The organism is Borreliella yangtzensis, assembly GCF_014201775.1.
In the GTDB taxonomy this organism is placed as follows: Bacteria; Spirochaetota; Spirochaetia; order Borreliales; family Borreliaceae; genus Borreliella; species Borreliella yangtzensis.
The window spans coordinates 11,602-29,260 of record NZ_JACHFG010000001.1 but is presented as its reverse complement, the minus strand read 5'-3'; the positions used below and the strand labels follow the sequence as shown (position 1 = coordinate 29,260).

Here is a 17,659-nt window from a genome sequence, read left to right as displayed (position 1 = left end):
AAAATGCAAGAAGTAGAAATTGAAATAATAAATACATATGGGATACATTCAAGATCGACAAACATGCTTGCTGAATTAGCAAATAAACACTCTTCGTGCGATATAAAAATAATAACAAAAGGTGACATAAAAGCTGAAACAAAATCCACAATCGAAATTATTATATTGGGAATAATATACAAAGGAAAAGTAAAAATAACAGTCACAAGGAAAAAAGAAAAAATGGCAATTAAAAATTTGTTTAATTTACTAAAATATAATTTTTCAAAAGAGCTTGAAAAATGAATAAAAAAACTTTTTACATAGCAGTGTTACTGTACTTACCTAATCTTTTATTTGCATACTCAACAAATTATGATATTGAGGCAAATATGTCATCTTTTGTCATGAGTCTGGCAATCATAGTAATCTCATCTATTTCGTTAGGCAATCTAGTAACCAAAATAGGAATTCCAAAAGTAATAGGACAAATAACAGCAGGAATTATTCTAAGTCCAAATGCCTTTGGAAAAATTAAAATACCTTTATTATTCCCATTAGGAATAACTTCAATTGGAGAAAATTATTTAATAAATGAAAAAATATTTGCAATCTCTACCATAGCTTCAATAATACTACTTTTCACGACAGGGCTTGAAACTGACTTAAAATTGTTTATCAAATTTTTGCCACGCGGAGGAATTATTGGAATCACAGAAGTTGTTGGAACCTTTACAAGTTTTATACTAATGGCCAGTATAATTTTTAATGTTCCTCTAATAAGTCCAACCTCGCTTTTTATTGGAATAATTGGAACTCCAACATCAGCAGGAATTGCAGCAAGCATACTCTCAGCAAAGAAAAAAATGAGTACGTCAGAGGGAGTGACAATAATCTCAACTTCAATTATTGATGATGTACTTTCAATGCTCATGCTTACAAGTGTAATAACTATATCAAGATCTATATCAGATCTTGATATAGCAAGCTCGATCAAAACCATAATTCAAAATATACTAATTTGGCTATGCTTAACTTTCTCTTTAATATATATATCAGAAACACTCTCAAGACTGTTGAAAAAATTAAACAGCGTCACTTTAGCAACCGTAATAACACTCTCTTTAGCCCTTACCATTGCAAGCATTTTCCAAAATCTAGGAATGTCTTTTGTAGTTGGAGCTTATGTATTTGGACTTGCCATGTCAAAAACAGACATTGTATATGTAATTCAAGATAAACTAACAATCTTTGAAAGATTTTTTATCCCAATATTTTTTACATCAATTGGACTTATGTCAGACATTAATGAAATACTTTCAAAAGAAGTTCTTATACTCGGATCAGCAATCAGCGCAATGGCAATAATTACTAAAAGTACATTTTGCTTTATTCCAGCACTCTTTTTGGGATTTAATAAACTTGGAGCCTTAAAAATTGCAACCGGCATGGTCCCAAGAGGAGAAGTTTCCCTTATTATGGCAAATGTAGCATTATCTTCAGGATTCATTAGTCAAAAAATATTCGGCATTATAATAATAATGGTATTTTTGCCAACAATCATTACAACACCCATAATAAACTTTTTATTCAAAATAAACAAAAGCGGACTTAAAAAAGAACTTACAATAAATCAAAATACACATATCAGTGTATCATTTGAATATGACAATTTAGCCAAAATTCTTATATGGGACTTGAAAAATGAATTAAGAAAAGAGGGTTTTTTCACACAACAAATTAAAAATGATTCTTCACAATATATTAATGCAAGAAAAAACAATATATCTTTCTCAATAAAGCGAGAAGGTAGCAAAATTACATTTGAATGCCCAAATAATCATTTAATTATAATACAAGATCTTTTTAGAGAAACAATCTTAAACTTAGAAAAAATAACCAAAGAAGTTGAAACAGTCTCTTTAAGAGCAAAAAAACTAGATTACTCATTAAATTATGATAAAATCCTTAGCAATATTAAACTAAATAAAAGGTTAAAAAAGGAAAACATTATTCTAGAATTAAAAGCAAGCAATAAAGCTGATGTGCTAAGAGAACTTTTAAGCGTAATAAACATTGAAATTGATAAAGAAAGAATATTTCAAGATTTAATGGAAAGAGAAAAATTAATTACTACTGCACTAAAAGAAGGCTTTGCTATTCCTCATTTAAAAACAAATTTAATCTCAAAAATACATATTGCAATAGGAATAAGCCACGAGGGGATCGACTTTAATGCTCTTGACAAAAATTTAAGCCATGTTTTTATATTAATATTATGCCCAGCAAAAGATTATGTTAGCTATCCCAGAATTTTAGCATCTGTTGTAGGCAAAGTTGATCTATACAAAAAAGAAATTTTAAATGCAAAAACAGACAAAGAAATTTATAATATAATAGTGAGCTGAATTATGTTTAAAGTTATCAAATGCAATGAATTGAATGAAAAATTGATAAACAAAAAAGTTGAAATAAATGCTTGGGTAAAAAAAATTAGACACCACGGAAAATTTACCTTTCTAAACATAAGAGACAGATATGAAAAAGCTCAAGTTCTGATAACCGAAGAACATCTTTTAAAGATCGCAGAAAAAATAAAACTTGAATATTGCATTAAAATTCAAGGAATATTGAACAAAAGACCCTCCAACATGATAAACACAAATATGAAAACAGGACATTTTGAAATATTGGCAAAAAACATTGAAATTATCTCAAAGTGTAATGAATTGCCGTTTATGATAGAAGATGACAATAATGCAAGTGAAAACTCAAAACTTGAATATAGATACTTAGATTTAAGAAGAGATTCATTGAAAAATAAGATTATTTTAAGATGTCAGGCTACTCATCTTATTAGAAATTTTTTAATAAAAAGAAATTTTTTAGAACTAGAAACTCCCACTTTTGTAAAATCAACACCAGAAGGCGCAAGAGACTTTGTAATACCATCAAGGATCCATAAAGGATCTTTTTATGCCTTACCTCAATCTCCACAACTTTACAAACAGCTTATAATGATATCGGGTTTTGATAAATACTTTCAAATAGCTCGTTGCTATAGAGACGAAGATTCAAGAGGAGACAGACAACCGGAATTCACACAGCTTGATCTTGAAATGAGCTTTGTCAAAAAAGAAAATATTTTTAAATTAATAGAAAGTATGCTTTTTTCAATATTTAAAAATTGCCTTAACATTAACTTACCTAAAAAATTTAAAAAAATAACATACAAAAAAGCAATGAACAAATATGGAAGCGATAAACCAGATACTAGATTTGAACTTGAATTACAAGATATAAGTAGTAATCTTAAAAATTCAGAATTCAATGAATTCAAAGATACTCTAAACAACAAAGGGTCAATTAAAATTTTAATAGTAAAAGATAAAGCTCATAAATTTTCAAGAACAAAAATAAACAATTTAGAAGAAATTGCAAAGCTTTACAAAACACGAAGTCTTTATTTTACAAAAATTGAAAATAATGAATTTTCTGGAGGAATTGCAAAATTTTTAAAAACAGAAGAACAACAATTAATAAAAGCCTATTCTCTAGAAAATAACGACATAATTTTCTTTACAGCCAATAACAAATGGGAAATTGCTTGCAAAGCAATGGGGCAAATTAGAATAAAAATTGCAAACGATCTTGGATTAATAGATGAAAATAAATTTGAATTTTTATGGGTCTATGACTTTCCACTATTTGAATATGACGAAAATACAAAAACCTATGCACCAGCTCACCACATGTTCTCACTCCCCAAAAAGCAATATATTACCAATTTGGAAAAAAATCCAACCAAAGCTATAGGTGAAATTTATGATCTTGTTTTAAATGGCGTAGAGCTTGGTTCAGGCTCAATTAGAATACATAATAAAGAACTTCAACAAAGAATTTTTAACATAATAGGATTTCAAAAAGAAAAATCAGAAGATAGATTTGGGTTTTTTCTAAAAGCATTAGAATATGGGGCTCCTAATCATGGAGGAATTGCAATTGGCATTGATAGACTAATAATGCTAATGACAAAATCAACTTCAATAAAAGATGTAATACTATTCCCCAAGAATTCTTTTGCAGCAAGCCCTCTTGATAACTCTCCCTCCAAAATCTCAAATGAACAACTCAAAGAACTTGGAATCAATATTACTACTGATAACGCTTAATTAATAATATGGCTTATAAAACACCTCATTAAAATTATAAAAATCAGATATTTATATTCATTCTATTCTTTCAAGAAATTAAATCTCAAAAGCTCAAGTTTAATTTTTCACAAACAATAAGCACTATAAAAAGTATATAAAATATATGCAAAATAAAATGCTTTTTAAATTTAAAAACAATTTTAATGACTTCCCTTTTAAATTAGAAAAGCTCTATAAACACAATATCCAACAATAATTTTAAAAATTAATTAATATCTAATCTGAGTTCTTAAAAAAGAATCAAAAATAACAAAAAAAGACGACTAAAATGTTCAATAATCTTTAATTCAATATATAAAATTAATAAAATAATAAAAAAGCCGCTCAAAAAGCAGCTTACAAATAAAAATTAGTGAATTTTTATTTAATTCCTATTAATATTATTAAGATTTTTACATGCAATCTTAACACGGTCTTTCATAGAAACTTCAGCCTCTCTTAACCAAACTCTTGGATCATAAAATTTCTTATTTGGAATATCAGCGTCCTTACCATCCCCTAATTGACTTTGCAAACGATTTTCATTTTTTTTGTAATAATTCAAAACACCCTCCCAGGCAGCCCACTGTGTATCTGTATCAATATTCATCTTTACAACCCCATAAGAAAGTGCCTCATTAATCTCATCAATTGTAGACCCAGATCCTCCATGAAAAACATAAGAAACTGGTTTAGTAATATTTGCTCCTGTTTTTGCTATAACATAATCTTGACCATCCTTTAACACTCTTGGAGTAAGTTTAACATTACCCGGTTTATATACTCCATGAACATTTCCAAAAGCTGCTGCAATCTGAAAATTTGGACTAATCTTTAAAAGCTCTGAATATCCATAATAAATATCCTCAGGAGTAGAAAATAATTCATGCAAAGCTCTATCCGAATTATCAACTCCATCCTCTTCACCACCTGTAATCCCAAGCTCTATTTCTAAAAACATTTCAATTTTTGCCATTCTTTCTAAGAATTTTTTAGAAATTTCAATATTTTCTTTAATAGGTTCTTCTGACAAATCTAACATATGTGAAGAAAATAATGGCTTTTTGTGCTGACTATAATATTTCTCACCATACTCCAAAAGCCCTTCAACCCAAGGAAGCAAATTTTTAGCACAGTGATCTGTATGAAGAACAACAGGAACACCATAATGCTCTGCCATCAAATGAACATGCATAGCACCAGAAATAGCTCCAGCTATTGAAACTCCTTGAGGCTTTTCCATCTTCAGCCCTTTCCCGCAAATAAAAGCAGAACCACTATTGGAAAATTGTATCATAATCGGAGAATTGATTTCTTTTGCTGCCTCCAAAACTGCATTAATAGAATTTGTTCCTATACAATTAATAGAAGGAATAGCAAATCCTTCCTTTTTACATATTTCATATAAATAATGTAGCTCCTTTCCATAAACTACACCCGGTTTAACTTTGTCTAAAACACCCATTTATAGGCTCCTTTCTATTTATTTTTTCTTTTATCAAATGTCTGTAATAAATTATACACCTAAGAAGTAAAATTGAATTTAAATCGATCAATAAATAACTATTGAACCAAGAGCAGGCACAAAATTTATTAAAACCCTATAATTCTGCATAAAAAAGTTTAAAATCAAACATTCTTAGTAGACTCTTTATACCAATCCGAAAATTCTTTTATTCCCTCTTTAATAGAAATTTTGGCCTCATACCCAACATCATTTTTAAGCTTTAAAATATCACAGCAACTTTCAACAACATCTGCTTTTTGCATAGGCATATAATTTTTTAAGGCCTTTTTATCAAAATTCGACTCAAGTTCTCTAATAAAATTCAACAATTTAGTTGCATGTCCGGTTCCTATATTATATATCCTGTAAGGAAAAGAAGATGTTGAAGAATTTGGATTTTTAACATCAAAATTACAGTCACTCTTGGCTGGATTTTTTAACACTTTGTAAACACCATTTGCAATATCACTAACATATGTAAAATCTCTAGCCATATTACCATTGTTAAAAACATTGATGGACTTGCCGTTTTTAATTCCATCTGCAAATAAATATAAAGCCATATCGGGTCTTCCATAGGTTCCATAAACCGTAAAAAATCTAAGTCCTGTTGTGGGGATATTAAAAGAAGCACTATAAGCATGAGCCATCATTTCATTAGATTTTTTACTAGCTGCATATAAATTTAAAGGATGATCCGTAATAGAATCTTCACTAGACGGAATATTTTCATTTATACCATAAACTGATGATGTAGAAGCATAAACAAAATGTTTTATGTTTTCTTTATAAACTCTACATACATCTAAAACATTAAAAAACCCAACAATATTTATTGAAACATAGCTATCAGGATTTTCAAGGCTATCTCTAATACCCGCTTGTGCGGCCAAATGACAAACATGTGTAAAATTATACTCTTTAAAAAGTTCGAGTAGTTTATCTTTATTTAGTATGTCAAGATACGCAAAAGATAAATTATTATATTTTTCGCTCTTAATAATATTGTGAGTTTTGATATCCTTAGAACAAAAACCTAAAGCCTCTAATCTTTCATGCTTAAATTTGAGCTCATAATAATCATTTAATACATCCACGCCCAAAACTTCATGGCCTTTTTCCACAAGCTTTTTAGCTACATGAAATCCAATAAACCCTGCAATTCCGGTTAAAAAAATTTTCATATTATCATTCCTCTTTAAAATTCAATACAAACTAACACCATCAATCTATTTTTTAAAACCAAAATCTCTTTTTTGATAACCGCGAAAATTATTGCTACTAAACCTATTATTTCTGATATAAGATACTCTTATTCTTTTTATATTTCCATCACCCTCGCTTTCAGTTTTTATATCACTATAGCGATTTAAAGTTGTATGAACAATCCTTCTTTCAAAAGGATTCATTGACGGCAACAAAATAGAACGTCTAGTCCTTTTGACTTTATGAAAAGAGTTTATTGCTAAATTAATAAACCTAGATTTAAATCGTTCTCTATAATCTCCAATATCTAATATAACCCTATTAAAGGATCCAGTTTCACCAATAAGCTTAGAAGCATAAACATTTGTCAAAAGCTGTAGAGAATCTAAATTTTTACCTTCCCTTCCAATTAAAATATTTGGACTATCTGTCTCGATAGAGATCTTAATGTGACCTCCTTCTTTAGGCTCTATCGTCAAATTTACAGAATATCCCATTTTAACTAGCATTTCTTTTACAAATTCTAAAATTTTATCACAAATTTCATCTCCAATTTTAATTTCAAAGCCACCTTTTCTAACTTCTTTTACATGAGGAGAAACCCTTATTTTAATCATTTCTTTCTTAAATAAAAATCCAACCCTTTCTTTATCTAAAATTTCTACATCAAACTCACCCTCTTTTAATTCCAGATCTCTCATTGCTTTCTTTATTGCTTCTTGTTCGGTTTTTCCATAAAATTCATAGCTCATATTATTCCCCCTTTAAGACAAATGTATCCTTATATAGTATTGTTGCAAAATAGTAAAAATATTTGTTGTAATCCAATATACCAAAAGCCCCGATGGCATATTGTAAAGTATGAAAAAAAACATAATAGGCATTCCAAAATATAAAAACTTCTGCTGCGCTCCAAGATTTTTTAAATCAATATTAGAACTAACAATTGTAGACCCCAATTGAGTAAACATCATAATAAACGGCAAAATTCTAATATCAGTCCAAGAAACAAAATAAAGTTTATATCCAAAATGATATACACTGTCGCCAATAGATAAATCATCAATCCATCCTGGAATAAAACTAGCTCCTCTTAATAAAAACAAATTATTTACAAGTGAATAAAGAGCAAAAAATATAGGAAGCTGCAAAATTACAGGAAAACATCCCCCAAGAGGATTAACTCCTTCTTCTTTATAAAGTCTTCCCATCTCTTCATTCAGCCTTTTAGTATCATGTTTAAACTTTGCTTGAAGTTCTTTCATTTTAGGTTGAAGCTTAGAAAGCTCCGCAGTAGCTCTAAATCCCTTAAATGTCAAAGGGAATATAAGTATTCTAACAACAATTGTCAAAAAAATAATTGAAAGCCCCCAATTAGGCACAACATCATAAAAAACTTGCATTACCATTTGCATAGGAACTTGAATTAAATGCCATAAACTCTTTTCTACTGACATGCCAAAGGCAATATCAGACAAACCAAAGGTATTGTCACCATTCTTATCAAAAATGTTTAGATATCTATTGTCCTTAGGCCCAGCGTAAATAAAAAACTCATCACTAATATTTTTTTTATTTCCAATATTGTTGACAATAAACGACTTGAGGACTTCTTTTTCCTTTCTAAACTCAACTTCCATATTTTCTTTAAAAATTAACACCTCAAAATATTTAGTACTAGAACCAATCCATCTAGGATTACTAATCCTTAAACCGTCTTTACCATATTTAAGTTTATTGTCATAATAAATCATTTGAGATGAATAATTATTATATTGCAGCCTGGCTTTATCGCTCAACTTTTCTATCTCAGAACTAAAAATAATTTTATAAGAATCAACATCAAATAAGTTATAATCTTCAAGACCATTTACAGTAACTTTAAATTTCATCAGGTATTCATTTTTTTTAGAAAATGTATACCTCTTTACATATTCATAAGTTTTACCGTTATTTTTAAAATAAGCTTTAAATTCATGATTAAAATCATCTATTTTTTTATACAAAAACAAATCCTCTACTAAATAGTCGAAACTAACATCAAAAAAAGTTTCATTTTTATAATTAACATTAATCAAATCTGTAGGATTTTTTTCCAAATTTAAATGATTTTTAAGCTTTAATGAAACCAAATTTCCTCTAAATGTAGAAAAAGTAGCAACATATATCCCTGTTTCTACAACAATATCTTTAGACTTATCAATCAAATTAATGATATTACTTTTATTTAAAAGCATTTCATTATCATCAAAACTTTTGTTTAAATCAAACTGCACTTCCTCATCAGAAGGCTTAAGACTTAACATTTTAGGGAAAAAAATATCATTAATAAGCATAAAAAGACCTATTAAAAATAAAGACAAATAAACCGTTCTTAAAATTCTTTTACTTTGATTCACTTATGCCCCTCACAACATTAAAACTAAACTTTTCATAAGAGATTCAATGCTAAAATAAGTAAAATTTGGTCTGTTACAAGAAATTACAAAAATAATATCTACAGCTTTACCTTCTGACAATTCTAATCTTTTCCTAAAAGCTTCTTTAAAAAGCCTTCTAACGCGATTCCTTTTGACAGAGCCCTTAAACCCTTTAGAAAAGGTAACAAGAAGTCTAGAATAAATCAAATGATTTGCTTTACAAAACATTTTAAGATTAAGACTGCTAAGTCTAATCAGATTGCCTTCTTTAAAAATTTTTTGAATTTCTATTTTTGATTTTAGACTAATATTTCTTTTTTTCATCAGAAACAGTTAATTTTATTCTTCCTTTTGCCCTTCGTCTTGCAAGAATAAGTCTTCCACCTCGAGTCTTCATTCTAGCTCTAAACCCAAATTTTCTATTTCTTTTAACACGACTAGGCTGATAAGTTCTTTTCAAAACGCTCCTCCATTAAAAACAACTTCCCGCTGCTAAGCTACAAATTGAACACTATCATGGTATAGTATATAAATACGATTGTCAATAATAATTACTTTACTAAAACCTTTATATCTATTACTTTAATACCTGTTAATTCTTTTACTGAATGTATTATCTTTGACTTGTTGATTGATATGCTATACAAAATACTTGAATTACTTACCTCAATAAAAAGAACTCGTTCATTTTTAAAATCTAAAAATTTAACATCATTTGATAAAGCCTCAAAAATCTGATTCCATTTATCAACAATCAACAATTTTGAACTTATTTTTTTATTGACAAACAAATTAGATTCTAAATAATCCTTAAGAACATTCCCTATTTTTTTAAAAGCGGAATCATTCATAATAATCTTTTATACCTCAATGCAAAAAACAATATTAAATAAACTTTTCTAAAGTTTATTTTAATATTCAAAATCACATTAATAATTCACTTTAACCCAAAGACATCGGCATTATCAAATGAGTAAAATCAAAATTTTCAGGCTCACTCAATTTTAATACATTTCCTGAATTGAATTGTATTTCTATCTTTGAGGTTTCAAAAACACTAATAGCTTCAACAAAATATGAAATATTAATAGCCATAATTTCATCTGACCCATCATACAAATAGTTCGGATTTTTAATAAAAAATTCACCTTTTCTTCCAGTAATTAAATCTTCTCCAAGAAGTTTTAATTGAAACTCAGAGAAAGTTAAAACTAACTTCCTTGACTTATCAACATATAGATTAATTCTTGCAAGCCTATCTTTTAAAATGCCTAGTGAAACCAAAGATTTATTTTTCTGTTCTTTAGGTATAATGCTTTTATAATCAGGGTAATTGCCACTAATCAAACTACAAGCTATTTTATAATTATCAAATTCAACATAAAATTTTTTATCCGAAAACTTTATTTTAACCACACCTTCTCCTGACATAAGATGTTTTAAAAAATTAAATATTTTTACAGGAACTATAAAATTTACATCTTCTTCAACTATGACTTCTGTTTTACAAATAGACATTCTATGTCCATTGGTAGAAACAAGCAATAATTTAGAATCTTCATCTTTTGTAAAATACACACCATTTAATACATTCTTGGATTCATCAAAATGTGCTGAAAAAGCTATTCTATTTATTATTTTTTTAAGAGATTTCTGTTTTACTTCAATTTCAAAAGTGTAATTTTCATTAATCATGTCATAATTGTAATTTTCTATTTCTTCGTACGAAAAGGTAGGTTCTTTTAAATGATCTAAATATTCTTCTTCTTTTTCGTCTTTTAATTCTCCCATAATTTCCAATTTATTGTTGTTTTCATTAAAAATTATTTTAATTTTCTTGTATAAACTAAATGCTTTTACTGCATCATAAAAATTTGAGGCATTAATTAATACCTTAAAATCTGCTTCTGAAATAATTGGAATTGTACTCTCAAAAAATATATTTCTGTCTGTTGATTTAATTATGAGATTAGATCTTTTCACTTCAATTAACAATGCGCTCCAAATATCATTCATATTTCTGTTCAAGATTATTCCTTTTGCTTTTTCTATCTCATTTGTAATTTGATTTGTTTCGCAAATAAAAAATGTGTTATTTATCATCATGCCTCCTTTTACATTTTATTACATTTTATCCTTATAAGTTTTTATGGACTTTTTATTTTTATTTTTTATAAATATATAATAGTAATAGTAGTAAGTCTTTGTTTAATTGTTCAATTGCATTTAATGTTATATAACATAAGGAATTATCTTGTCGAATTATAGGTTGTTTTTTTGTTGTATTTTTGATAATTACTTGTTTTAATTGTTTAAAAGAATTTTTAATTTTTCAATTAGGTTTAATTTTTTTTTATTTTGTTCATAAGTTCTGTGATTAAATTGTTAATTTCTTTGTCATTATTTCTGTCTCTATCTATTTTATTTATGGAATAAAGTACTGTTGAATGGGTTTTTCCACCAATAATTTTCCCAATTTCAACTGTTGATAGCTCTGTAAAATTTCTTAAAAGGTACGCATAAATATGTCTAGCTTTTGTTATTTCTGGTTTTTTACTATGCCCCTCAATGTCTTTATGTGCAATTTTTAGCTCTCTTAAGAGTATTTTTTTTATATTTTCGATATTGATTTTATTGGTTGGTTCATTGGTTGTTTTTTTTTCGTAAATTATTATTTCTTTGATTATTTTTTCAACAATATCAATGTCAATTTCTATATTGTCCAAATCTATATATGCTTTTAGTTTTGTTACAGCAGCTTCAAGATCTCTTACATTTGTTGTAACCTTTTGGGCAACCAGGTTTAGTATATTTTTAGGGACCTTTATACCATCCTCTTCTGCTTTTTTTTCAATAATAGCTACTCTAAGTTCAAAATTAGGTTTTGATATATCAACATTTAGTCCTCTTGTAAATCTGTTTTTTAGTCTATCTGTAAAATTTGTAAGCTCAGAAGGGGGGCGGTCACATGTGAATACTAATTGTTTATTATCTTCATAAAGGGCATTAAATGTGTGGAAAAGCTCTTCTTGTATGCCTTCTTTTTTTTGTAAGTCGTGAATATCGTCTATAAGTAGCATGTCTAAGTATCTATATTTTTTTTTAAATTTTTTTGTTTCATGTGTCTTTATGCTTTCTACAAATTCATTTAAAAAATTTTCAGCAGTAACGTATAATATTTTAAGGTTATTATGTAATTCTTCTGTTTTATTTCCTATGCTTTGGAGCAAATGTGTTTTTCCAAGTCCAACTCCACCATAAATTAAACACGGATTATATTTTTTTCCAGGATTTTTTGAGATTGACAAGCTGGCTTTGTATGCAAGCTTATTATTTGGGCCTATGATAAAATTTTCGAATGTATATCTTTTTTTAAGAAAGGGATTTTTAAAATTTGTAGGCCCTTCCTCTTTTTTGATATACATTTTTATATGATCTTTAATACTTTGAATTGGTTCTTTAGAGGGTGTATTTCCTTTTAGCGTGTCTAAACTTGAAAAAGTTTCGTTAAAAATTGTTTTTTCGCTTTCTTGTTTACTTAAATAGGATTTGAGTGGTTGGTCTGTAAATGCAATGACTGTGTTATTATAGCCATTTTTTGTAAGAATTTCTTTGATTTTTTTTGTAAATCTTTTTTCTATTTGATTTTTGTGAAATAAATTTGGAGTAGATATTTGAATATTGTCACCTATCGATTCTAAAAAGCACAAATTTTCAAACCAAACGTAAAACTCTTCTTCCGAGAGTTCTTTTTTTATTTCTGTTAAAATCAAGCTCCATATATTTTTTGATTTTTCCATTTTTTTGTCCTTGTTGGTTTTAGTACTATACTTTTAACATTATATAGTATAATGTTAAACTAGGATTCTATCTAAATTTGTTTGCGAATTTTTAAAAATTTTCGCTACTTTATATGTAGTAGATGTTATTTTTTTTAATGTAGAATTTATCTATGTCTGGATTTTGATTAAATGAATGGAAGGTTTATGAATTATGTTGCTAGTAACATTCAGGTCTTAAAAGGGCTTGAAGCTGTTAGAAAAAGGCCTGGCATGTATATAGGCTCTGTTTCTGTTAATGGATTGCACCATTTGGTTTATGAGGTGGTTGATAATAGTATTGATGAGGCTTTAGCTGGATTTTGTGATAAAATAGATGTTGTTATCAATTTAGATAATACTATAACTGTAATTGATAATGGGAGAGGGATTCCTACTGATATTCATGAAGAGGAGGGAATTAGTGCTCTTGAGCTTGTTTTAACCAAACTACATTCTGGTGGCAAGTTTAATAAAGGTACTTATAAAGTTTCTGGAGGATTGCATGGTGTTGGAATTTCGGTTGTAAATGCCTTGTCTTCGTTTTTAGAGGTTTATATTAATAGAGATGGAAAAGTTTTTAGACAAACTTTTTCAAAAGGTATTCCAACTTCTAAAGTAGAAGTTGTAGGAGAATCTTCTGTTACGGGAACTAAGGTTACTTTTTTAGCAGATTCTGAAATTTTTGAAACTTTAGATTATAACTTTGATGTTCTTGAAAAAAGGCTTAAGGAGCTTGCTTTTTTAAACGATAAAATATGTATTTCAGTTGAAGATAAAAGATTTGGTAGAGAAAAATTTTCAAAATTTTATTTTGAAGGCGGAATAAAATCTTTTGTAGATCATTTAACTAATGACAGTAAAGCTTTTCAAGCAGAATCTTATTATATTGATGGTTTTCTTGATGATGTTATTGTTAATGTAGGACTTAAATGGACTGAGAGCTATTCTGACAATATTCTCTCTTTTGTTAATAATATTAACACAAGAGAGGGGGGTACCCATGTTATGGGCTTTAGAAGTGGCCTTACTAAGGCTATGAATGAAGCTTTTAAAAATTCAAAAATAAGTAAAAAAGATATTCCAAATCTTACAGGAGATGATTTTAAAGAGGGACTTACAGCTGTTATTTCTGTAAAAGTTCCAGAACCTCAATTTGAAGGTCAAACAAAGAGTAAACTTGGTAATTCTGAGATAAAAAAAATAGTTGAGGTTATTGTATATGATCATTTGTTGGAAATTATTAATTTAAATCCTTTAGAGATAGACAATATTCTTGGAAAAGCAATAAAAGCTGCTCGTGCTCGTGAGGCTGCAAGAAAAGCAAGAGAATCAGAAAGAAAAAAAAATGCATTTGAAAGCTTAGCATTGCCTGGGAAATTGGCCGATTGTGCTTCTAAAAATCCCCTGGAAAGAGAGATCTATATTGTAGAAGGTGATTCTGCTGGGGGGAGTGCTAAAATGGGTAGAAATAGATTTTTTCAGGCCATTTTGCCATTATGGGGTAAAATGCTTAATGTTGAGAAAACAAGAGAAGATAAGGTAATTACCAATGATAAGCTTATTCCTATAATTGCATCTCTTGGTGCGGGAGTTGGCAAAACTTTTGATATTACAAAACTTCGTTATCACAAGGTCATTATTATGGCAGATGCCGATGTTGATGGCTCTCATATTAGAACTTTGCTTTTAGCTTTTTTCTTTAGATATATGAGAGATTTAATTGAAAATGGTTATGTATATATAGCAATGCCTCCTCTTTATAAAATAAAGTATGACAATCGTATTTATTATTTTTATGAAGAAAAAGAAAAAGAAAAATTCTTAGATTCTATTGAAACTAAGAATCGTAATAGTATTTTCCTTCAAAGATATAAAGGGCTTGGGGAGATGAATCCAACGCAGCTTTGGGAAACGACTATGGATCCTGCGAGAAGAAAAATGAGATTAATGAATATAGATGATGCTGTTGAGGCTGAAAAAATTTTTGTTACTCTTATGGGGGATTTGGTTGAGCCTAGAAAAGAATTTATTGAACAGAATGCACTTAATGTAATTAATCTTGATGTGTAATTGGAGCGTTAATGGCAGTTGGAGAAAATAAAGAACAAATATTAAATATTAAGATAGAAGATGAAATAAAAACTTCTTATTTAAATTATGCAATGTCAGTTATTGTTTCTAGAGCTCTTCCAGATGTAAGAGATGGTCTTAAGCCAGTTCATAGGAGAATACTTTATTCCATGTATGAAATGGGACTTCGTTCCGATAAAGCTTTTAAAAAAGCTGGGAGAATAGTGGGGGATGTTCTTGGGAAATATCATCCCCATGGAGATCAATCAATTTATGATGCTCTTGTAAGACTTGCCCAAGATTTTTCACTTAGATATCCTGTAATACGTGGACAGGGGAATTTTGGATCTATTGACGGAGATCCTCCTGCTGCTATGCGATATACTGAAGCTAAAATGGAGAGAATAACTGAATATATCGTTAAGGATATAGATAAAGAGACTGTTAATTTTAAGCCTAATTATGATGATTCTTTAACTGAGCCTGAGATTATGCCTTCATCATTTCCATTTCTTTTGGTAAATGGTTCTAGTGGAATTGCTGTTGGAATGGCTACTAATATGGCACCTCACAATTTAAGAGAAATTTGTGATGCTATTGTTTATATGTTAGATAATGAGAATGCTTCTATATTTGATTTGCTTAAGATAGTTAAAGGTCCCGATTTTCCAACTTTTGGAGAGATTGTTTACAATGATAATTTAATTAAAGCATACAAAACTGGCAAGGGAAGTGTTGTTATTAGGGCCAGATATCATATTGAAGAAAGAACAGAAGATAGGAATGCTATAATTGTTACAGAAATACCTTATACAGTAAATAAATCTACACTTCTTATGAAAGTTGCGTTTTTGGCAAAAGAAGAAAAGCTAGAAGGACTTTTAGATATAAGAGATGAGTCTGATCGAGAAGGCATTAGAATAGTTCTTGAAGTTAAAAGAGGGTTTGATCCCCATGTTATTATGAATTTGCTTTATGAATATACTGAATTTAAAAAGCATTTTAGTATAAATAATTTGGCTCTTGTTAATGGTATTCCCAAACAGTTAAATTTGGAAGAATTATTATTTAAATTTATTGAACATAGAAAAAATATTATTGAAAGACGTATTGAGTTTGACTTGAGGAAGGCAAAAGATAAAGCACATGTTCTTGAGGGATTGAATATTGCTTTAAATAATATAGATGAGATTATTAAGATTATTAAATCATCTAAATTGGCAAAAGATGCAAAGGAAAGACTTGTTGCAAATTTTGGCCTTTCAGAGATTCAGGCCAATTCAGTTCTTGATATGAAATTGCAGAAACTTACAGCTCTTGAGATTTTTAAGCTTGAAGAGGAGCTTAATGTACTTTTAAGCTTAATAAAAGATTATGAAGATATTCTCTTGAATCCAGCAAGGATTATTAATATTATAAGAGAAGAAACTATGAATTTAGGTTTGAAATTTGGCGATGAACGTCGAACTAAAATAATTTATGATGAGGAGGTTTTAAAAACTAGTATGTCGGATTTAATGCAAAAAGAAAATATTGTTGTTATGCTTACAAAGAAAGGTTTCCTTAAAAGACTTTCACAAAATGAGTATAAATTACAAGGTACGGGAGGAAAAGGTCTTAGTTCTTTTGATCTTAATGATGGAGATGAGATTGTTCTTGCTTTGTGTGTCAATACCCACGATTATTTGTTTATGATTTCAAATGAAGGAAAGCTTTATTTAATTAATGCTTATGAAATAAAAGATTCTTCAAGGGCTTCAAAAGGTCAAAATATTAGCGAGCTTATTAATTTGGGAGATCGGGAAGAAATATTAACTATTAAGAATAGTAAGGATTTTACCGATGATTCTTATTTATTGCTTACAACTGCAAGTGGAAAGATAGCTAGATTTGAATCTACAGATTTTAAAACAGTAAAATCACGAGGTGTTATTGTTATTAAACTTAATGATAAAGATTTTGTTACAAGTGCAGAGATTGTTTTTAAGGATGAGAAAGTAATTTGTATTTCTAAAAAGGGTAGTGCATTTATATTTAATTCAAGAGATGTTAGGCTTACTAATAGGGGTACTCAGGGTGTTTGTGGGATGAAATTAAAAGAAGGAGATTTGTTTGTTAAAGTTTTGGCAGTTAGAGAAAATCCTTATCTTTTAATTATTTCTGAGAATGGGTATGGAAAAAGATTAAGCATTTCTAAAATATCTGAGCTTAAAAGAGGAGCTACTGGTTATACTAGTTATAAAAAATCTGATAAAAAAGCAGGTAGTGTTGTTGATGCTATATCAGTTTCAGAGAATGATGAAATTTTGCTTGTAAGTAAACGTTCAAAAGCTTTGAGAACAGTAGCTGGAAAAGTATCTGAACAAGGTAAAGATGCTAGAGGAATTCAAGTATTATTTCTTGATAATGACAGTTTAATTTCTGTTTCAAAATTTATTAAATAAAGAATTGTTTTTTCTTATT

14 protein-coding genes are annotated in these 17,659 nt (G+C 28.6%); 5 read left to right on the top strand and 9 right to left on the bottom strand.

The features are described from left to right. The first annotated feature begins 3 nt into the window (after positions 1–3). From HNP68_RS00140 to aspS, 3 genes are read left to right on the top strand one after another with little or no spacing between them, the layout of a single operon-like run. Positions 4–285: an HPr family phosphocarrier protein gene (locus HNP68_RS00140; protein WP_183219212.1), complete on the top strand. Its 282-nt coding sequence runs from the start codon at positions 4–6 to the stop codon at positions 283–285. Further along, on the top strand, positions 282–2,387 hold the full coding sequence (locus HNP68_RS00135) for a cation:proton antiporter domain-containing protein (protein WP_183219211.1): 2,106 nt from the start codon (positions 282–284) through the stop codon (positions 2,385–2,387). The genes HNP68_RS00140 and HNP68_RS00135 overlap by 4 nt, the downstream gene beginning before the upstream one ends. Before the next feature lie 3 nt (positions 2,388–2,390). Further along, entirely contained in the window at positions 2,391–4,151 is a 1,761-nt protein-coding gene (gene aspS / locus HNP68_RS00130; RefSeq protein ID WP_183219209.1) for an aspartate--tRNA ligase, read from the top strand. Between the two features lie 406 nt (positions 4,152–4,557). On the opposite strand, the gene fbaA is transcribed toward aspS, so the two are convergent. The 9 genes from fbaA to dnaA form a co-directional block, all read right to left on the bottom strand. Then, complete coding sequence (fbaA, locus tag HNP68_RS00125; RefSeq protein WP_183219207.1) at positions 4,558–5,637, bottom strand: class II fructose-bisphosphate aldolase; 1,080 nt, start codon at positions 5,635–5,637, stop codon at positions 4,558–4,560. Positions 5,638–5,801: 164 nt separating this feature from the next. Continuing rightward, on the bottom strand, positions 5,802–6,863 hold the full coding sequence (locus HNP68_RS00120) for an NAD-dependent epimerase (protein WP_183219205.1): 1,062 nt from the start codon (positions 6,861–6,863) through the stop codon (positions 5,802–5,804). 45 nt (positions 6,864–6,908) lie between these two features. Beyond that, entirely contained in the window at positions 6,909–7,637 is a 729-nt protein-coding gene (gene jag, locus HNP68_RS00115) for an RNA-binding cell elongation regulator Jag/EloR (RefSeq protein WP_183219203.1), read from the bottom strand. Between the two features lie 12 nt (positions 7,638–7,649). Continuing rightward, positions 7,650–9,284: a membrane protein insertase YidC gene (yidC, locus tag HNP68_RS00110; RefSeq protein ID WP_183219201.1), complete on the bottom strand. Its 1,635-nt coding sequence runs from the start codon at positions 9,282–9,284 to the stop codon at positions 7,650–7,652. A 9-nt stretch (positions 9,285–9,293) separates the two neighbouring features. After that, a complete protein-coding gene (rnpA, locus tag HNP68_RS00105; RefSeq protein ID WP_183219199.1) occupies positions 9,294–9,629 on the bottom strand; it encodes a ribonuclease P protein component in 336 nt (111 codons plus the stop codon). After that, complete coding sequence (gene rpmH, locus HNP68_RS00100; protein ID WP_183219197.1) at positions 9,610–9,765, bottom strand: 50S ribosomal protein L34; 156 nt, start codon at positions 9,763–9,765, stop codon at positions 9,610–9,612. Before rpmH ends, rnpA begins: the two co-directional genes overlap by 20 nt. 91 nt (positions 9,766–9,856) lie before the next feature. Beyond that, positions 9,857–10,156: a hypothetical protein gene (locus HNP68_RS00095; RefSeq protein WP_183219195.1), complete on the bottom strand. Its 300-nt coding sequence runs from the start codon at positions 10,154–10,156 to the stop codon at positions 9,857–9,859. Positions 10,157–10,247: 91 nt separating this feature from the next. Further along, a complete protein-coding gene (gene dnaN, locus HNP68_RS00090) occupies positions 10,248–11,408 on the bottom strand; it encodes a DNA polymerase III subunit beta (protein ID WP_183219193.1) in 1,161 nt (386 codons plus the stop codon). A 239-nt stretch (positions 11,409–11,647) separates the two neighbouring features. Then, positions 11,648–13,105, bottom strand: a complete 1,458-nt coding sequence (dnaA, locus tag HNP68_RS00085; RefSeq protein WP_183219191.1) for a chromosomal replication initiator protein DnaA — start codon at positions 13,103–13,105, stop codon at positions 11,648–11,650. 186 nt (positions 13,106–13,291) lie between these two features. Between dnaA and gyrB the strand changes: the two genes are divergently transcribed. Together gyrB and gyrA are read left to right on the top strand one after the other, a co-directional pair. Continuing rightward, a complete protein-coding gene (gene gyrB, locus HNP68_RS00080) occupies positions 13,292–15,196 on the top strand; it encodes a DNA topoisomerase (ATP-hydrolyzing) subunit B (RefSeq protein ID WP_183219978.1) in 1,905 nt (634 codons plus the stop codon). 11 nt (positions 15,197–15,207) lie between these two features. Further along, positions 15,208–17,640 carry a DNA topoisomerase (ATP-hydrolyzing) subunit A gene (gene gyrA, locus HNP68_RS00075; protein ID WP_183219190.1) on the top strand — a complete coding sequence of 811 codons (2,433 nt, stop codon included), beginning with the start codon at positions 15,208–15,210 and terminating at the stop codon, positions 17,638–17,640. The last annotated feature ends 19 nt before the right edge of the window (positions 17,641–17,659 follow it).

Bases quoted from the DNA above. Each gene is read 5' to 3' on its own strand.
- HNP68_RS00140 (WP_183219212.1), top strand. From the start codon at position 4: ATGCAAGAAGTAGAAATTGAAATAATAAATACATATGGGATACATTCA.
- HNP68_RS00135 (WP_183219211.1), top strand. From the start codon at position 282: ATGAATAAAAAAACTTTTTACATAGCAGTGTTACTGTACTTACCTAAT.
- aspS (WP_183219209.1), top strand. From the start codon at position 2,391: ATGTTTAAAGTTATCAAATGCAATGAATTGAATGAAAAATTGATAAAC.
- fbaA (WP_183219207.1), bottom strand. From the start codon at position 5,637: ATGGGTGTTTTAGACAAAGTTAAACCGGGTGTAGTTTATGGAAAGGAG.
- HNP68_RS00120 (WP_183219205.1), bottom strand. From the start codon at position 6,863: ATGAAAATTTTTTTAACCGGAATTGCAGGGTTTATTGGATTTCATGTA.
- jag (WP_183219203.1), bottom strand. From the start codon at position 7,637: ATGAGCTATGAATTTTATGGAAAAACCGAACAAGAAGCAATAAAGAAA.
- rnpA (WP_183219199.1), bottom strand. From the start codon at position 9,629: ATGAAAAAAAGAAATATTAGTCTAAAATCAAAAATAGAAATTCAAAAA.
- HNP68_RS00095 (WP_183219195.1), bottom strand. From the start codon at position 10,156: ATGAATGATTCCGCTTTTAAAAAAATAGGGAATGTTCTTAAGGATTAT.
- dnaN (WP_183219193.1), bottom strand. From the start codon at position 11,408: ATGATAAATAACACATTTTTTATTTGCGAAACAAATCAAATTACAAAT.
- dnaA (WP_183219191.1), bottom strand. From the start codon at position 13,105: ATGGAAAAATCAAAAAATATATGGAGCTTGATTTTAACAGAAATAAAA.
- gyrB (WP_183219978.1), top strand. From the start codon at position 13,292: ATGAATTATGTTGCTAGTAACATTCAGGTCTTAAAAGGGCTTGAAGCT.
- gyrA (WP_183219190.1), top strand. From the start codon at position 15,208: ATGGCAGTTGGAGAAAATAAAGAACAAATATTAAATATTAAGATAGAA.